This is a genomic window from Paraburkholderia caffeinilytica, from assembly GCF_051027425.1.
Lineage (GTDB): Bacteria > Pseudomonadota > Gammaproteobacteria > Burkholderiales > Burkholderiaceae > Paraburkholderia > Paraburkholderia caffeinilytica_A.
This window is the reverse complement of the sequence record NZ_CP186553.1, coordinates 2,649,984-2,666,751: the sequence shown is the minus strand read 5'-3', so window position 1 is coordinate 2,666,751 and position 16,768 is coordinate 2,649,984. Positions and strand designations below refer to the sequence as shown.

The 16,768-nt window shown below is 62.1% G+C and carries 14 protein-coding genes; 12 read left to right on the top strand and 2 right to left on the bottom strand.

Going from position 1 to position 16,768, the window contains the following annotated elements:
• Positions 1–21: 21 nt before the first annotated feature.
• Positions 22–849, top strand: a complete 828-nt coding sequence (locus ACOSV0_RS32280; protein ID WP_434111534.1) for a quaternary amine ABC transporter ATP-binding protein — start codon at positions 22–24, stop codon at positions 847–849.
• Between the two features lie 5 nt (positions 850–854).
• On the opposite strand, the gene ACOSV0_RS32275 is transcribed toward ACOSV0_RS32280, so the two are convergent.
• Entirely contained in the window at positions 855–986 is a 132-nt protein-coding gene (locus ACOSV0_RS32275; protein WP_434111532.1) for a hypothetical protein, read from the bottom strand.
• Between the two features lie 319 nt (positions 987–1,305).
• Here ACOSV0_RS32275 and ACOSV0_RS32270 point away from each other — a divergent pair, with 319 nt between their 5' ends.
• The 7 genes from ACOSV0_RS32270 to ACOSV0_RS32240 all read left to right on the top strand — a co-directional run bounded on the left by ACOSV0_RS32270 (position 1,306) and on the right by ACOSV0_RS32240 (position 9,241).
• Entirely contained in the window at positions 1,306–1,515 is a 210-nt protein-coding gene (locus ACOSV0_RS32270; RefSeq protein WP_434111531.1) for a DUF3311 domain-containing protein, read from the top strand.
• An 18-nt stretch (positions 1,516–1,533) separates the two neighbouring features.
• Complete coding sequence (locus tag ACOSV0_RS32265; protein ID WP_434111530.1) at positions 1,534–2,919, top strand: sodium:solute symporter family protein; 1,386 nt, start codon at positions 1,534–1,536, stop codon at positions 2,917–2,919.
• A 38-nt stretch (positions 2,920–2,957) separates the two neighbouring features.
• A complete protein-coding gene (locus tag ACOSV0_RS32260) occupies positions 2,958–4,619 on the top strand; it encodes an amidohydrolase (protein ID WP_434111528.1) in 1,662 nt (553 codons plus the stop codon).
• A complete protein-coding gene (locus tag ACOSV0_RS32255) occupies positions 4,612–5,577 on the top strand; it encodes a CobW family GTP-binding protein (protein ID WP_434111526.1) in 966 nt (321 codons plus the stop codon). Before ACOSV0_RS32260 ends, ACOSV0_RS32255 begins: the two co-directional genes overlap by 8 nt.
• 155 nt (positions 5,578–5,732) lie before the next feature.
• A complete protein-coding gene (locus ACOSV0_RS32250; protein WP_434111525.1) occupies positions 5,733–6,137 on the top strand; it encodes a nuclear transport factor 2 family protein in 405 nt (134 codons plus the stop codon).
• A gap of 19 nt (positions 6,138–6,156) precedes the next feature.
• The gene (locus ACOSV0_RS32245; protein WP_434111523.1) at positions 6,157–7,572 is read left to right on the top strand and encodes an NAD(P)/FAD-dependent oxidoreductase; all 1,416 of its coding nucleotides are present in this window, start codon (positions 6,157–6,159) and stop codon (positions 7,570–7,572) included.
• 241 nt (positions 7,573–7,813) lie between these two features.
• On the top strand, positions 7,814–9,241 hold the full coding sequence (locus ACOSV0_RS32240; protein ID WP_434111521.1) for an amino acid permease: 1,428 nt from the start codon (positions 7,814–7,816) through the stop codon (positions 9,239–9,241).
• A gap of 99 nt (positions 9,242–9,340) precedes the next feature.
• On the opposite strand, the gene ACOSV0_RS32235 is transcribed toward ACOSV0_RS32240, so the two are convergent.
• Positions 9,341–10,192, bottom strand: coding sequence for an IclR family transcriptional regulator (locus tag ACOSV0_RS32235; protein ID WP_434111519.1), 852 nt, complete (start codon positions 10,190–10,192; stop codon positions 9,341–9,343).
• A 219-nt stretch (positions 10,193–10,411) separates the two neighbouring features.
• On the opposite strand from ACOSV0_RS32235, the gene ACOSV0_RS32230 reads away from it, so the two are divergent.
• From ACOSV0_RS32230 to ACOSV0_RS32215, 4 genes are all read left to right on the top strand, one after another.
• Positions 10,412–12,073 carry a GMC family oxidoreductase gene (locus ACOSV0_RS32230; RefSeq protein ID WP_434111517.1) on the top strand — a complete coding sequence of 554 codons (1,662 nt, stop codon included), beginning with the start codon at positions 10,412–10,414 and terminating at the stop codon, positions 12,071–12,073.
• Between the two features lie 201 nt (positions 12,074–12,274).
• Complete coding sequence (locus ACOSV0_RS32225) at positions 12,275–13,579, top strand: MFS transporter (protein WP_434111516.1); 1,305 nt, start codon at positions 12,275–12,277, stop codon at positions 13,577–13,579.
• 178 nt (positions 13,580–13,757) lie between these two features.
• Complete coding sequence (locus ACOSV0_RS32220; RefSeq protein ID WP_434115942.1) at positions 13,758–14,744, top strand: AAA family ATPase; 987 nt, start codon at positions 13,758–13,760, stop codon at positions 14,742–14,744.
• A complete protein-coding gene (locus ACOSV0_RS32215) occupies positions 14,744–16,681 on the top strand; it encodes a cobaltochelatase CobT-related protein (RefSeq protein WP_434111515.1) in 1,938 nt (645 codons plus the stop codon). The genes ACOSV0_RS32220 and ACOSV0_RS32215 overlap by 1 nt, the downstream gene beginning before the upstream one ends.
• Positions 16,682–16,768 lie beyond the last annotated feature (87 nt).

Here is a 16,768-nt window from a genome sequence, read left to right as displayed (position 1 = left end):
GGAAAAAGCGAGGAGAGCGACATGGCAGCGATTGAAGTCAACCACGTGTACAAGCTTTTCGGGCCGCCGACCAGTCATGCGCGCGTGCTCGACCTGTTGCGAAGCGGCAAGGGCAAGGCCGATGTGCTGGCCCAAACCGGTTGCAATGTCGGTCTGAACGATGTCAGCCTGAATATCGGTGCGGGTGAAATTTTCGTGATCATGGGCTTGTCCGGTTCAGGAAAGTCGACCCTGGTACGGCATTTCAACCGGCTGATCGAGCCGACGTCGGGCGAGATCGTGATCGACGGCTCGGACGTCATCAAGCTCGGTGCACAAGGTTTGCGTGACCTGCGCCGCTACAAGGTCAGCATGGTGTTCCAGAATTTCGGACTGTTGCCGCACCAGACCGTACTCGACAATACAGCGTATGCACTGCGTGTGCGTGGCGAGAGCAAGTCGGAGGCCAATGAAAAAGCCCGTGTCTGGCTCGGCAAGGTAGGTCTGAACGGTTACGACGAACACTATCCGGACGAGTTATCCGGCGGCATGCGTCAGCGTGTCGGGTTGGCGCGCGCGCTTGCGGCGGATACGGACGTGCTGTTGATGGACGAAGCCTTCTCCGCGCTCGATCCGTTGATTCGCACGGAAATGCAGGACCAGTTGCTGCAATTGCAGGTTACGCTGAAGAAGACCATCGTGTTCATCACGCACGATCTCGATGAAGCATTGCGGATCGGCAACCGCATCGCGATCCTGCGCGACGGAAAACTGGTGCAGGAGGGGACGCCCAACGAGATTCTGACGCGCCCGGCGGATGATTACGTGAGGCGTTTTGTCGAGCGCCGCCCGGATCGCTGCGCGGCCTGAGACCTTCAGGCCGGTTCGCAAGCCTCTCGCGCGATGTCGAAGTGTTCCTTGAGTCCGTCCCAGCCGAGCGCTGTGACGGTCACCGCCCGCGTGGCGGGCGATTTGCGCACCCAGCCCCACGCAAGGAAGGCGTCCATCGGGCTCGAACACCTCATGAGCGCTTTGCCGCTCTGTTCCGGGCTGATCGCCCTGGTCACATAAAAACGCGTAAAAATGACGTTGCCACGTCCGGGCAAACGGGTGCAATGCCCGGCTCTGTCCCTCATGTGGACCAGGCGATTTATTATCGCTGGTACTAGTCAGGCGCATTTTCGGCCACCGATACTGAAATCGTCTGCTATGGCTGTCATGCCACATCCGCTCGCCGCGGACCTTCGCCACCGGGCGCGGTCTTTGAATGGCGGACGGAGTCGGCAGACATGATTTCATCGCTCACAAAAAGCAGACGGAGACTTCATGCTCAAGTTCCTGATTGGGATCGGCATCCCGTATATCGGCGTGATAGGCCTGCTGCCCTGGGTCGCTTCGGTGGATAGATATGTCCTGGGCGTGCCGTTCATTTACGCGTGGATCTTCGCGTGGTTCGTCCTGACGTCGCTCTGCCTGCAGGTGTGCTGGCGTCTGTTCGATCGCCGCGCGGACGATGCATCTTCGCAAACCCACTGAAGCAGCAGGAGAGCCCGGATGTCCACCGTTGTCTTTCTCGGTTTGATTCTCTTTTCGCTGTATCTCGCGATACGGTCCAAAAAGGGGCATGGCGCGCAAAGCGTGCATGACTTCTTCGTCGCGTCCCGGCAGTTCGGCGCGTATCTGGTTTTCTTCCTCGCTGCGGGCGAAATCTACAGCATCGGCACGATGGTCGGCTTTCCAGGCGGCATCTATGCCAAGGGGCCAACGTACGGGGTCTGGTTCCTGGGTTATATCCTGCTGGCGTATCCCGTCGGCTATTTCATCGGACCGAAAATCTGGGAAGCGGGGAAACGGTATAACGCCATTACGCTGCCCGATCTGTTCAAAGGCCATTACGGCAGCCGCGCGCTGGAGGTGATCGTTGCCGGATCGGCGATCCTGTTTCTGCTGCCTTGGGGCGAGTTGCAATTCACCGGGCTCGTTGCCGCGTTCAAGGGCCTCGGCTGGAATTTCCAGCCGCTCTATCTGATTCTGATTTCAGCGATGCTGGCCTTTACCTACATCGCCATTTCCGGCGTGCGGGCATCGGCGTACATTGCGATCCTGAAAGACGTGCTGATGGTCGTGGCGATTGTGATCACCGGGCTCGCGGTCTCGTGGGAATCCGGCGTCACGGAAGTGTTTCATGCCGCGAGCCTGCACGTCAGCAACAGCATGAACGCGAGCCAGCTGACGTTTTCGATGAGCACCATGCTGTTTCAGTCGTTGGGGTTCTATGTGATGCCGTTCGCCGTGCAGGTTTTCTTCACGGCCACGAGTCCGGATACGATCCGGCGCACTCAGGTTGCCATGCCGCTGTACATGCTGATGTATCCGTTCCTGGTCGTCGCTTCGTACTATGCGATCAGTCAGAACCTGCACCTTGCGTCGCCGAATGAAGCGTTCTTTGCGGCGGCGATCCGTTTGCTGCCGGGCTGGTTGCTGGGTCTGGTCGCGGCCGGCGCCGCGCTATCCGGTCTGTTGGTGCTGACCGGCATCTGTCTCGCCATCGGTCCGCTCGTGACGCGCAATCTGTTGCCGAAGATGCCCGAGAGCAGGCAGAAAGCCACCGCAAAAACGGTGATTGTTATCTACCTGCTGGTCTCGATCGTCATGACCTTGCTGACGCCGAATCTGATGCTCACGCTGATCAATACCGCGTACTACGGCGTGACCCAGTTTTTCCCGGGCGTGATGATCATTCTGTTTTCGCTTCGCGTCAAACCGGCCGCCGTTGCAACGGGTATTCTGACTGGCCAGATACTCGCGATCATCCTTTACATCTTTCATGCCGATCTCGGCGGATTCAACCTGGGCCTGCTGTGTCTCGTGATCAATATCGCGGTGACCGCCGTGCTGAACTATGGTTGGAAGCGCAAGCCGGTGCATGCGCTGTCCTAACCGGCCGGTCCGCATCCTAAATCAAACAACGCCTATTTATGAATTCGATCGAACGAGGTCCCATTACAGTCTTCGTCGCCAGAAAGATTTTGACGATGAATCCGGCCCAGCCGCACGCCACGCATGTGGCCGTGCGAGACGGCAGAATCCTCTCTGTCGGCAATCTGGAGGAGGTCAGCCAGTGGGGCGAAGCTGAAATTGTCGACACGTTCAAAGACAATGTATTGATGCCGGGTCTCGTCGAAGGCCATTGCCATCTGATGGAAGGCGCCATGTGGGACGCCGTGTATCTCGGCTACTACGACCGGCGCGGTCCGGACGGCAAACTGTGGCGAGGCCTGAAAACGCTGCACGAAGTGATCGAGCGGCTGGGTGAAGCGCAACGCACCATGACCGACGCGGCAACGCCGCTACTCGCGTGGGGCTTCGATCCGATTTTCTTCGGCGCGAGCCGTTTGTCGGTCAGAGAACTCGATACCGTTTCTGCGAGCCGGCCCATTGTCGTGCTGCACGCGAGTGTGCACCTGATGAACGTCAACAGCGCGATGCTGGCGCTCGCCGGTATCGACGGCGACACCGACATCGACGGCATCGATAAGGATCGCGACGGCCAGCCGACCGGCGAGCTGCAGGAATTTGCGGCGATGTTCCCGGTGTATCAGGTGATCGGCAGCCAGCTTTCCATTGCGGCGAGTGAAAAGAAAGAGGCGATCTGGAATTTCGGCAAGGTCGCACAACTCGCCGGCGTGACCACGGCGACGGATCTGGTCAACGATCTGTCGGCGCTGGGTAATCGCAATCTGCGTGAAGTCACGGCCGACCCGCAATATCCGGTCAGGATCGTGCCCGCGTTCGCGCCGCAGCGAAGCCCGGACAATGGCGTCGAAAAAGTACTGTCGGCCATTCGCGACAGCACGGAAAAATTGACGTTCGGCCCGGTTAAATTCATCGTCGACGGGTCGATTCAGGGCTTTACGGCGCGGCTCAAATGGCCGGGTTATGTCGGCGGGCAGCCGAACGGATTGTGGCTGATTCCTCCGAGTCAGTTGCAAGAAGTGTTCACGCCGTTTCACCGCGCGGGGCTGCAACTCCATATTCACACCAATGGAGATGAAGCCACCGAGGTCGTATTGAATGCCCTCGAGAAGATGCTCGACGCCTGTCCGCGCAGCGATCACCGTCACACGCTGCAGCACTGTCAAATGGCCGACGCGAGCCAGTTGGCCCGCGCCGCGAAACTCGGCCTGTGCATCAATTTTTTCTCCAACCATATCTACTACTGGGGCGACGCTCACTACGCGCAGACCATGGGCCCCGACCGGGCGAACCGGATGAACGCGGCAGGCACGGCGCGGCGGCTGGGCATTCCCTTTGCTTTTCATTCGGATGCGCCGATCACGCAATTGAGTCCGCTGTTCACCGCCTGGTGCGCGGTGCAGCGCAAGACTGCCACCGGTCGTGTGCTGGGCGCGAGCGAGAGCATTCCCGTGGCGGACGCGTTGCGCGCGATCACGCTGGGGGCGGCCTATACGCTCAGGATGGACCATCTGATCGGCAGTATCGAAGTGGGCAAATTCGCGGACTTCGCGGTGCTGGCAGACGACCCGAGCGAAGTTCCGGCTGAGCAGTTGAAAGACGTCGAAGTGTGGGGCACGGTGCTGGGCGGCCGCGTTTTCAAGTCGCCGGAAAAAAATGAATGACACCGCGGCCGCGAGCGTGCGGTCACCCATTCCGTTGGTCGTGCTCGGCGGTTATCTCGGCGCCGGCAAGACCACCTTGCTTAACCATGTGCTCTCGAATGCAGGGCAGCGCAGAGTGGCTGTGCTGGTCAACGATTTCGGCGATATCAATATCGATGCCGCGCTGATCCGTGAGCGCACGGACGACGTGATCAATCTGGAGAACGGTTGCGTCTGCTGTTCGATCGGCGGACGCCTTGTCGATGCGCTCGTGAAGATCGGCGCGCGGCCCGAGCGTCCCGAGTTGTTGATCATCGAAGCCAGTGGTGTTGCCGATCCCGTGAAGATCGCGCAGATCGGCTTGCTCGACCGGGCATTCAGGTTGGTCGGGATTATCGTTGCCGTGGACGCGGAGCGGATCGGCGCAACCCTGCTCGACCCGTACGTCGGCGATATGGTGCGTCGGCAGATCGCGGGCGCGACGGCCCTCGTGCTCACCAAGACCGACCTCGTGAGCGAGCAGGAAAAAGCGGCGGCGACAGAGGCGGTGTTGCCGCTCGCGACTACTTCCATTCTGCTTGAATCGGTAAGCGGATCTATCCCGCTTGAGCTGATCTTCGACGCCAGTGTCGCGCCTCGCCGTCGCGCCGGCGGGTTGACTCTCGCGGCGAGCGGGCGGATCGATAATCATCAGGACATCTGCAGCTTTTCCTTTCGCTCGGACTTTCGTCTCGACAGGAAAAAACTCAGGGACGCGTTTCGCGGTCTGGCTGTTCCGCTACTGAGAGCGAAGGGCATCGTCTGGCTGGACCAGGACGCTTCTCCGCAGGAGCTTCATGTGGTTGGTGGCCGCATCCTGATCACGCCCTTTGTGGGGCATGCAGCGGGCGAGTCGACGATCGTTCTGATCGGCCGCTTTAGCGATGAAGACGAGCGTACCGTGAGGCGCTGCCTCGAAGAGACGCAGGTGCTGAACTAGCAACTGCCTCACACCTCCCCAACACACGCTGCACCAGGCGAAACCAACGCACTGGCCCTACCGTCGCGTGGACACGAAACTTACACTTTTCCATAAGAGATCGCCGCTTAGGCCAGCTCAAGAGCTTCACCCAATTAACCAGGCAGGAGACATGCATGACCACAACAGAAACGTCCGCATCCAGGGTCACCGCGGATACGCTCGCTGCATTTTCCGCTGCGTTCAATCGTCACGATGCGAATGCGCTGATGGGCTTCATGACCGAAGACTGTGTGTTCGACGCAGCGGGCGGAAGCGAGGTCTACGGTGCGCGCTTCGTCGGTCGCGACGCAGTACGCGCGGCATTCGAAGCGGTCTTCAGGACCTTTCCGGATGCGCATTGGGGCAAGGGCCGTCACTACGTCATCGGCGAGCGCGGCGTGTCCGAATGGGTGTTCACGGGTACGCATGCGGAAGGCTGGCGCATTGAAGCGGAAGGGTGCGATCTTTTCGAGTTCCGCGATGGTCTGATCGCAGTCAAGCGCGCGTTCCGCAAGGAACGTCCGAAGCAGAACGTTTGACGCCGACGAGGAGCTTCACATGGAGCAAAGTGTCATCACACGGGTCGGCGAAAGTCCATCTTCAGCGCGCGACCGCGCGACGCAATATGATCCGAGATACGACCCGCTAGTCTCGCCGGGACCTGGGCACGGCAAGCAGTACGCACCCACCTATTGGGCCGCGACCGCCGGCACGCCGCCGCCCGACGATGGTCCGATCACGAAAGATATCGACGTGGACGTGGCGATCATCGGCGCAGGGTACACCGGGCTCGCGACGGCGCTGTGTCTCGCGCGCGAGCATGGCATCAAGGCCGTGGTGCTCGAGGCCAATAAAACCAGTTGGGGTTGCAGCAGCCGCAATGGCGGACAAGGGCAGAATGCGTCGGGACGTCTGTCGCGTTCCCAGTGGATCGAGCGTTGGGGTAAAGACGTCGCGTTGAAAATGCACGACGAGATCCAGGAAGGCTTCGACAACTTCAAGTCGCTGGTGGCCGAGATCGATTGCGATCCGCAGCCAGGCGGCCACTTTCTGATTGCGCACCGGCCGCGCATGATGGCTAAACTCGCCGCTGAAGCGAAAGTCTGGAAAGACGTTTTCGGTTACCCGTCCGAACTCATCGACCAGGCCACGTTGCGTCGCGAGTATGTCAACGATAGTGAGGCGGCCGGCGCGCTCCACGAACCCGAAGGTATCGGCATTCACGCGTTGAAACTCGCGTATGGCTATCTGCGGCTGGCGCGTGAAGCAGGCGCGAGAGTGCACCCGGCGAGTCCGGTGACCGGCTGGGAGACCGTCAACGGCATTCATCATCTGCGTACGCCGGGCGGCGTTGTGCGGGCTCGATCCGTGGGCATTGCGACCGGCGCGTACACGGCGCCGGACCTTCATCCTTCGCTGACGAGCAAGGTGATGCCGATCCTGTCGAATTCGATGGTGACGCGTCCGCTCACGCAGCAGGAAATCGCCGCCTGCAATTTTCGAACGACGCAGGTGCTCACCGACACGCGCACCTTGCGTTTCTACTATCGCTTCCTGCCGGATAACCGGTTGCAGATCGGCAGCCGCAGCGCGATCACCGGTGCGGATGCGCCGAATCCACGTCATTACGAGCTGCTTATCGAAGGAATGGGCCGCAAATTCCCGGCGTTGCGCGGCGTCCAGATCGACTATTCGTGGTGGGGCTGGGTGGATGTGAGCCACGACATGATGCCGCGCGTGTGTCAGCCGGATCCGAAGCAGTCGGTGTTTTACGCACTGGGCTATGGCGGCAACGGTGTGTCATATTCGCAGCAGGCGGGTCGCCGGCTCGCCGAACGGATCGCGGGTAAAGGAGCGAAGCAGACGCTGCCGATCTTCACGTCCCCGCTGCCCGGCCATCCGTTCGCACCGTTCCGTCGCATCGGCCAACGGATGCTCTATCAGTTGTATTTCCGGCGCGACGAGAAACCTTGAGCGCGGCCTGCGTGCCGCGCCACCCGCGGCACGTTATTCGCCAGTCGCCGTGCGTCACGTGCACGGCGTTGCGCCGCGCAGACACGTCTGCGCGTTAAATCATAAGAAAAGACCCGATGCAGCGAGACGCGCCAGCGTCCTCGCTCGATCCGAATTGACGGCGCCCAGGTGCCGGGAATGCGCGCAGTTTTGCACGCAACCCGCACGACCGGCGCCGGCATCAACAGGATGTGGAGGTGACATGCAAGTATCGAATCAAAGTGAACTGAAGACGGGCCTCAAGGAGCGGCACATGACCATGATCGCGCTGGGCGGCGTGATCGGCGCGGGCCTGTTTGTCGGCAGCGGCGTCGTGGTCCAGCAGGCCGGCCCGGCGGCGGTTCTGTCGTTTTTGATTACCGGTGGTCTGATCGTGCTCGTCATGCGTATGCTCGGCGAAATGGCGTGCGCGATGCCGGCAGTGGGCTCGTTTTACGAATACGCGCGTCTCGCCTTTGCCGGCAAGCGCGGCCCAGGCAAACTGGCCGGCTTTCTGACCGGATGGATGTACTGGTATTTCTGGGTCATCGTCGTGGCCGTGGAGGCGGTGGCCGGCGCGAAACTGGTTCAATTCTGGCTGCCGGAGATGCCGGCGTGGGCGATCAGTCTCGCGCTGCTGGTGGTGTTGACCGCGACCAACCTGATTTCGGTGGGCAGCTACGGCGAATTCGAATTCTGGTTCGCGTCCATCAAAGTCGCGGCGATCGTCGTGTTTCTGTTCCTGGGCGGTCTGTATGTGCTGGGGCTGTGGCCCGCGTCGATGCACACCACCTCCGTGATGCCCACGCTCCTTTCGCACGGCGGGTTGATGCCGAAAGGGATTGGACCGGTATTGAGCGGCGCCGTCGCGGCGACCGGTTTTTACTTCGGCGCGGAAATCGTCACGATTGCCGCCGCCGAAGCGCACGAGCCGGTCAAGGCGGTCGCCAAAGCCACTAACTCGGTGATTACCCGTGTGCTGATTTTCTATGTCGGCTCGATCCTGCTCGTGGTGGCGCTGGTGCCGTGGGATTCGCCGAAAATGGCGACACCGTATGTGAGTGCGCTCGACGCGATGGGTATTCCGGCCGCCGCGAACGTCATGAATGCGATCGTGTTGTCGGCAGTGCTCTCCGCGCTCAATTCCGGCCTCTACGCGGCCTCGCGGATGATGTTCGCGCTGACCCGCCACGGCGATGCGCCGGCTGCGCTCGCCAGGGTCAATCGCCGCGGCGTTCCGGTTCGCGCGATTCTGATCGGCACCTTGTTCGGCTATGTCTCGGTCGTCATGTCTTATGTATCGCCCGACACGGTATTCGCATTCCTCGTCAATTCGTACGGTACGGTCGCCATTTTCGTCTACGTGCTGATCGCCGTGTCGCAACTGAAGCTGCGCGCCCGGCTCGAACGCGAGGCGCCGGAGATGTTGCGCGTGAGGATGTGGTGCTATCCGTATCTGACCTGTTTCGCGATCGTCGGCATGGTCGGCATTCTGGTGGCGATGGCGTTCATACCGGACCAGCGCACACCGCTGTGGCTCGGCGTGGTGAGTCTCGGCGTGCTGTTCGTGGCGTATGCATGGCTAGCCCGGAAACGCAGTGCGGTTTCGAGTGAGCCGGAATTCGTGGAATATCGGCCCCACACGCATTGAGACCTGTATCACGCGTGCTGTTTGCAGTGCAGCAGGTGTCGCGAGCGACAACCGTTGCACTGCAACGGCACGTTACCGGCGGGCGCCGCTGCAGCCTCTTTACTTCGACACAGCCACGGTGGGCGTAGCCGCAGTATTCGCCGTTGCAGGTTGCAGCAGCGGTCCGATGCGCACAGCGATCTCCTTGAGCTTCGGTACCGCTTTCAGCAGATCCTCCAGACTCGAACGCGCAGTGGGCGAGTGCACGGCCAGCGCCGCGAGCACACGGCCATCCTCGACGTTGCGCACGGGCACCGCGACCGCCACCATCCCGCGCACGAACTCCTCGTTGTCGACCCCGATGCCGCGCATGGCGAGGCGGTCGAGTTCCGCTTCGAGCAGGTCGATGTCGGTCAGGGTGCGATACGTCATCGATTTGAGCGGCAAGCGCCGGATCACGAGTCCGCGCTCGGCCGCGCTCATCTGCGACAGAAACAGCTTGCCGCTGGCGGTGCAGTGCAGCGGCACGCGCGTGCCCGGTTGCGTATGCAGACGCAAGGGTTCGCTCGTCTCGACGCGTTCGACGTACAGCACGGTGTCGCCGTCGAGCACGGTGAGATTGCAGGTCTCGCCGAGCGACTCCACGAGCGTGCGCAGCAGCGAACGGCAGGCACGCGTAAACGTGCTGTTCGCCAACGTGGTCAGGGCGAGTTGCGCGGCGCGCGGTCCGAGCGCAATCGCGCGATCGGCGCCACGCGAGTCTGGCATATGCGTGACGTAACCGCGTGCTTCGAGCGACTCGATCAGGCGCATCAGGGTCGCCTTCGGAATCTGCAGACGTGAGGACAACTGGGAAAGCGAGGACGGTTGTCCGGCGGACGCAAGTTGTTCCAGCACGCTGAGCGCGCGCAGGACGCGGGTGTCGTCGGCGGGCTCGTGAGCAGGTGAGGGGAGATGCGTGGTGTCTCTCATTGTCCTTCCCGAAGCGGATGAAGGTGAATGCAGTCCGGACGGATCAGTGACAACCCGGATGAACGCGTGCGGACAGACTGAATAGTGAAACGAAAAAGTCGGTTTTCGTACCGGATTATTCAATCGTAACCGGATTCGCTTGAAGTCGAAACTGCCATCCAATAAATTGGGACGAAATGATCCAGTTTTAGAAGAAAAGACATCGGCACGGAGACATCAATGGTACGGAGTTTCGACTACGTGGTCGTCGGCGCGGGATCGGCCGGCTGTGTGCTGGCCAACCGGCTCTCGGAGAATGGCCGCTACTCGGTATGCCTGCTCGAAGCCGGGCCGCCTGACCGCTTTCTGTGGATCCATATTCCGATCGGTTACGGCAAGACCATGTTTCATCCGGTCTACAACTGGGGCTTTTACACCGACCCGGATCCGAACATGCACGATCGCAAGCTCTACTGGCCGCGCGGGCGCACGTTGGGCGGCAGCAGTTCCATCAACGGGCTGATCTACATTCGCGGACAACAGGAGGATTACGACCACTGGGCCGCGCTCGGCAATCGCGGCTGGAGCTGGAAGGAATGCTTGCCTTATTTCCGGCGGCTCGAACACAACGAACTCGGCGAGTCGCCGACACGTGGCGTGGGCGGTCCGTTGTGGGCTTCCACGATCAAACAGCGTCACGAACTCGTGGATGCGTTCATCGCCGCGTCGAATCGCCTGGGCGTCCCAACCGTCGACGACTTCAATCAGGGCGATCAGGAAGGCGTTGGCTATTACCAGTTGACCACACGGCACGGCTGGCGTTGTTCGACGGCCGTCGCTTACCTCAAACCCGCGCGCAGCCGTCCGAATCTGCAGATCGAGACCGACGCGCTGGCGTCGAAGATTCTCTTTGAGGGCACGCGTGCTACGGGTGTTCGCTATGTGCAGCACGGCAGGGAGCACGAAGTGCGCGCGCATCGCGAGGTGGTGCTGACGGCCGGCGCGCTGCAGTCGCCGCAATTGCTGCAGGTGTCGGGCGTCGGGCCGGCTAAATTGCTCAACGAGTTGGGTATTCCGGTGATCGCCAATCGAGCCGGCGTCGGCGAAAATCTGCAGGACCATCTGCAAGTACGCCTGACTTATGAAGTGACGCGGCCGATTACGACGAACGACTTACTGCACTCCTGGACGGGCCGCGCGAAGATGGGCCTGCAATGGGCGCTGTTTCGCGAGGGGCCGCTTTCCGTCGGCATCAATCAGGGCGGCATGTTTTGCCGCGCCTTGCCGGACGAGGCGAAAACACCCGACATCCAGTTTCACTTCTCCACGCTTTCAGCCGACACCGCGGGCGGCGATGTCCACGCATTTCCAGGCTGCACTTATTCGATCTGCCAGTTGCGGCCGGAGTCGCGTGGAAGCGTGCGGATTCGCACGAGCGATATGCGCGACGCCCCGTCGATTCAGCCGAATTATCTGGCGACCGATCTCGACCGCCGCACGACGGTCGCGGGGGCGCGTTTCGCGCGCCGCGTCGCCGCCACGGAGCCTATGGCGTCGCTGATGAAGCGCGAAGTGCGACCTGGCCGGGAAGCGCAAAGCGACGACGAACTGCTGGAATTTTGCCGCGAATACGGTCAGACGATTTTCCATCCGTCCGGCACCGCGAAGATGGGCGTCGCGAGCGATCCGGGCGCGGTGGTCGACGAACGATTGCGCGTGTATGGCACGCAAGGATTGCGGGTGGTCGATTGCTCGATCATGCCGACGCTGGTCTCCGGCAATACCAACGTACCGATCGTGATGGTCGCGGAAAAGGCGTCCAGCATGATCCTCGAGGATGCCCGCGCCGGCGACCGGCCGGCCGGGCACGTGCAGTCGCGGAGTATGGAAGCGCAGTATTGAGGCAGGAGTGGACGCAAAGGCAGAAGCAACGAAGCGAAGTGGCTACAAGAAGCAAATCGATCGCTACCTGACTCGCTGCATCCGAAGTCGATAACAGCAGCGTGCAGGCGGCGAAATTCGTGCCCCCAGGAGGAGACAGACAGGGGCTCAAAAGTGCTGCGTTGCCGGGACGGCACGCGGCCATCCATTGGAGGAGACGCTATGGCAATCGATAAGCGGGTTATCCGCCGCGTTGCATTCGCGAGCGTGATTGGAGCGACGGTCGAATGGTATGACTTTTTTCTGTACGGGGTTGTGGCGGGTATTGTCTTCAACAAGCTTTACTTTCCCGCTCACGATCCGCTCGTCTCGACGATGCTGGCCTATGGCACGTTCGCCGTCGGCTTTGTCACGCGACCGCTCGGCGGTGTGATTTTCGGTCACTTCGGCGACAAGATCGGACGCAAGTCGGCGTTGATCTGCACGCTCGTCATCATGGGGATTTCGACGGCGGGCGTCGCCTTTGTGCCGACCTTCGATCAGATCGGCATCTGGGCGCCGATTCTGCTGCTCTTCCTGCGCGTGTTGCAGGGTATCGGGCTCGGCGGTGAATGGGGCGGCGCAGTGCTGATGGCCTATGAATATGCCCCGCCGAACCGGCGCGGTCTGTATGCAAGTTTGCCGCAGATCGGTTTGTCGATTGGCTTGTGCCTCGCGTCGGGCATCGTCGCGGGTATTTCCCGGCTGCTGCCGGAAGCGGCGTTTCTCTCGTGGGGCTGGCGGGTCGCGTTTGCCGCTTCGTTGCTGCTCGTGGTGCTCGGCCTCTACATTCGCGTCAAGGTGATGGAGACGCCGGAGTTCCTCGCGCTCAAGCGTAACCGCCGCGACGTGAAAATCCCGTTCGTCGACATGCTCACGCGCTACCGCGGTTCGGTGCTGCTCGGCATGGGCGCGCGCTGGATCGACGGCGTGTTCTTCAACATCTTCGCGGTGTTCATGATCGGCTACCTCACGCAACGTCTTTCGATGAGCCGCACGGAAGCGCTCACCGGTGTGATGGTCGCGGCGATGGTGATGTGCTTCTTCATCCCGTTCTTCGGCAGGATGTCGGACCTGATGGGACGCGCGCGGGTGTATCGCTGGGGTTCGCTGATCTGCGGCGCCTCGGTGCTGCCGGCGTTCTGGCTGATGGAGACGCAGGCCGGCAATACCTTGGCCGTCTGGCTCGGCGTGGTGATTCCGTTCGGCATCTTCTACGCCATGGTCTACGGTCCGGAAGCGGCGCTCTTCGCCGAGCTGTTCGATCCGGAGGTGCGTTATACCGGCATCTCGTTCGTGTATCAGTTCTCGGGAATCTTCGCGAGCGGCCTCACGCCGATCATCGCGACGGCGCTACTGCGTCTGGACGGTGGCAAGCCCTGGTACGTGTGCGTCTACGTGATCCTGTCGGCGCTGCTTTCGGCATGGGCGGCGCGCGCGATGGAACGGCGCACGAAACCCTTCGACGAAATGGCGACCGCGCGTTGACGCCGCGGGCCGCCGGGGTCGGCGCGGACGAAGTGCCGCTCAAGGTGTGAGATTCTGTTTATAATAAAACGGAACAAATTGTACCGAAAAATATAGACGCCCGGCAGCGCCGAATGTAGATCCCCGCAGCGGGGAGGAGAATGAAGTGACTGATATCGTGACTGGCAAGCCCGACAGAATGGTCGCGGTGCGGACCGTTTTCGGCATCGATTCCAGCCTGATGGTGCCCGCGTTCAGCGAGCGCGACGACCATGTGCCGGAGATCGACGAGGTCTATCGTTTCAATCCGGAGGTAACGCTGGCGATTCTGGCCGGCTTCAGCCGCGATCGGCGGGTGATGGTGCAGGGCTTGCACGGCACCGGCAAGTCGACGCATATCGAACAGGTGGCGGCGCGGCTCAACTGGCCGTGTGTGCGCGTGAATCTCGACGGCCATATCAGCCGCCTCGACCTGGTTGGCAAAGACGCGATCGTGGTACGCGACGATCTGCAGGTCACCGAGTTTCAGGAAGGGATCGTGCCGTGGGCATTGCAGCGCCCGGTCGCTTTGATCTTCGACGAATACGATGCCGGGCGTCCGGATGTGATGTTCGTGATCCAGCGCATTCTCGAGCGCGACGGCAAGTTCACGCTGCTCGACCAGAATCGCGTGATTCATCCGCATCCGTACTTCCGCATGTTCGCCACCACCAATACGGTGGGGCTGGGCAATCTGAACGGTTTGTATCACGGCACGCAGGTGCTGAATCATGCGCAGATGGACCGCTGGAACGTGGTGGCCACGCTCAACTATCTGCCGCGCGCGGAAGAGGCCGGCATCGTGCTTGCGCGCGTCCCGGAACTCGCCGACGAGGCGGGACGCGCGCTGATCGAATCGATGGTGAGCGTGGCGGAACTCACGCGCAGGGGCTTCGCCAATGGCGACCTGTCGACGCTGATGTCGCCGCGCACGGTGATCGACTGGGCGGAGAACTGCCAGATCTTCCGCGATCCCGCGATGGCGTTTCGCCTGACCTTCCTGAATAAATGCGATGAGGCGGAGCGGTCGATTGTGGCTGAGTATTTTCAGCGCTGCTTCGGTACTGAGCTTGAGGCCGACGCCGACGCCAACGCCAACGCCAACGCCAACGCCAACGCTGAAACGCACGTGGCGGGCACCCGCTGATGACGTCGGACAGACCGGTGGTCTTCCCGCAATCGGACCTGGGCGACGCGGCATTGCGCCAGGCGGCCCAGGACGAGGCGGTCTGGCGGCAAGTACCCCCGAGCCAGGCGTCCACTGTCCAGGCACCCGCTATCCCTGCGCCCACTATCCCTGCGCCCGCTATCCAGGCGGCCCTTCGACAAGCGGCTCCTGACCAGCCGACCGAGCGGCAAGCGACGCTTCGCGCGGAGCAGCGCGAGTCCCTTTGTGCAGCGACCGTGCGCGCCCTCACCGGCGACGCGACCTTGCACTACCGCGACGGCCGTTTGTGCCGCGATCTGCGGCCTTTACCCTTGCACGCGCCGCATTTGCGCACCGACTCGCAGCAAGACGACTTCGCATCCCTGCGCGGCGCCGCCGACGGCGCGGCCTTGCGGCTCATGCACTCCGACGCGGTCTTGCACAGCAGTCTTTGCCCGACGGACTCCATCGAGCGCCTGGTGTTCGAACTGCTCGAACAGCTACGGTGCGAAACGCGGACGCCGCCCGGCATGCCGGGTCTCGTGCAGAATCTGCGCGAACGTTTCGAGGCCTGGTCACGGGCCTTCTATCACGCCGGGCTTGCCGAGGACGATCTCGGCATTCTGCTGTTCACGGTGGCGCAGATTGCGTGGTCGCGCCTGAGCGGTTGGCCTGTGCTCGAACAGATCGAAGGTTTGATCGAAGCCACGCGCGCGGCCGTCGTACCGGTGCTGGGGGTGTCGCTGGCGGGCTTGCGCCGGCATCGGGACGAGCAAGGCGCGTTCGCTGTTCATGCGTTGGAGTTGGCGCGGCGGGTGGCTGAGATGATTCGTGCCGCCCGCGCAGACGCGCGGGACGAGGCGCAAGACGACCCGCAGGAGAGCGACGACAAAGCCCCGCGCACGGCGTTCTCACTCTGGTTCGATGTCGAGGACGACGAATACAAGGACATGGCCGTTGCGCTCACCGGCAGGAGCCGCGTACTCGACGCATCGGAGCAGGGCTATCGTGCATACACCACGCGCTATGACCGCGAGATAGCACCCGGCACGCTGGTCCGCAAAGCCTTGCTCGACGAGTTTCGCGAACGGCTCGACGAGCGCGTCGCGGCTCAGGGCATCAACGTCGCGCGGCTCGCGCACGCGCTGAAGGCGGCGCTGGCGGTACGGCAGCGCGACGGCTGGTCGTTCGGTGAAGAGCATGGCCGCATCGACGGGCGGCGTCTCGCGCAACTGGTCAGTTCGCCCGCCGAGCGGCGTCTGTTCCGGCTGGAACGAAACACGCTCATTGCCGACTGCGTGGTCGGCTTCCTGATCGACTGCTCGGGCTCGATGAAAGCGCATATCGAGCCGGTGGCGGTTATGGTGGACATCCTCACGCGCGCGCTCGATCAGGCCGGCGTGACCACCGAGGTTCTGGGATTCACCACCGGCGCGTGGAACGGTGGCCGGTCGCGGCTCGACTGGCTGGCGCAGGGCCGGCCGCATCATCCGGGCCGGCTCAACGAGCTCTCTCACCTGGTGTTCAAGGACGCCGACCGGAGCTGGCGACGCGCCCGCGCCGATATTGCCGCGCTCTTCAAGGCAGACCTGTTTCGCGAGGGCGTGGATGGCGAGGCCGTCGACTGGGCCTGCTCGCGTCTGCTCGCCCGTGCTGAAGAAAGACGGATCCTGATCGTGATCTCGGATGGCAGCCCGATGGACAGCGCGACCGGTCAGGCCAATGACGCCTTCTACCTCGACAATCATCTCAAGAGCGTCGTGGCGCGCCATGACGCCTCGCGCGACGTGGAGGTGCTGGGTCTGGGTGTCGGGCTCGATCTCAGCCCGTATTACCGCCGTTGTCTCGCCGTGGACCTTTCTGTGCCGCCCGACATGAAACTATTGGCGGAGATTGTCGGCTGGATCGGCGCATGCGGGCAGGGTGGCGGGAGGTAACCGGTATAGCCGGGCTCACGGACTCACGGACTCACGGACTCGCGTTCGCCGCGTTGCATCCACGGCTTTACGTGAATACCGCGGCGT

What these genes read in the sequence shown, in the direction of transcription:
- ACOSV0_RS32255 (WP_434111526.1), top strand. Translation starts at nt 4,612, where the DNA reads ATGAATGACACCGCGGCCGCGAGCGTGCGGTCACCCATTCCGTTGGTC.
- ACOSV0_RS32245 (WP_434111523.1), top strand. Translation starts at nt 6,157, where the DNA reads ATGGAGCAAAGTGTCATCACACGGGTCGGCGAAAGTCCATCTTCAGCG.
- ACOSV0_RS32220 (WP_434115942.1), top strand. Translation starts at nt 13,758, where the DNA reads ATGGTCGCGGTGCGGACCGTTTTCGGCATCGATTCCAGCCTGATGGTG.
- ACOSV0_RS32270 (WP_434111531.1), top strand. Translation starts at nt 1,306, where the DNA reads ATGCTCAAGTTCCTGATTGGGATCGGCATCCCGTATATCGGCGTGATA.
- ACOSV0_RS32260 (WP_434111528.1), top strand. Translation starts at nt 2,958, where the DNA reads ATGAATTCGATCGAACGAGGTCCCATTACAGTCTTCGTCGCCAGAAAG.
- ACOSV0_RS32265 (WP_434111530.1), top strand. Translation starts at nt 1,534, where the DNA reads ATGTCCACCGTTGTCTTTCTCGGTTTGATTCTCTTTTCGCTGTATCTC.
- ACOSV0_RS32230 (WP_434111517.1), top strand. Translation starts at nt 10,412, where the DNA reads ATGGTACGGAGTTTCGACTACGTGGTCGTCGGCGCGGGATCGGCCGGC.
- ACOSV0_RS32240 (WP_434111521.1), top strand. Translation starts at nt 7,814, where the DNA reads ATGCAAGTATCGAATCAAAGTGAACTGAAGACGGGCCTCAAGGAGCGG.
- ACOSV0_RS32235 (WP_434111519.1), bottom strand. Translation starts at nt 10,192, where the DNA reads ATGAGAGACACCACGCATCTCCCCTCACCTGCTCACGAGCCCGCCGAC.
- ACOSV0_RS32280 (WP_434111534.1), top strand. Translation starts at nt 22, where the DNA reads ATGGCAGCGATTGAAGTCAACCACGTGTACAAGCTTTTCGGGCCGCCG.
- ACOSV0_RS32250 (WP_434111525.1), top strand. Translation starts at nt 5,733, where the DNA reads ATGACCACAACAGAAACGTCCGCATCCAGGGTCACCGCGGATACGCTC.
- ACOSV0_RS32215 (WP_434111515.1), top strand. Translation starts at nt 14,744, where the DNA reads ATGACGTCGGACAGACCGGTGGTCTTCCCGCAATCGGACCTGGGCGAC.
- ACOSV0_RS32275 (WP_434111532.1), bottom strand. Translation starts at nt 986, where the DNA reads ATGGACGCCTTCCTTGCGTGGGGCTGGGTGCGCAAATCGCCCGCCACG.
- ACOSV0_RS32225 (WP_434111516.1), top strand. Translation starts at nt 12,275, where the DNA reads ATGGCAATCGATAAGCGGGTTATCCGCCGCGTTGCATTCGCGAGCGTG.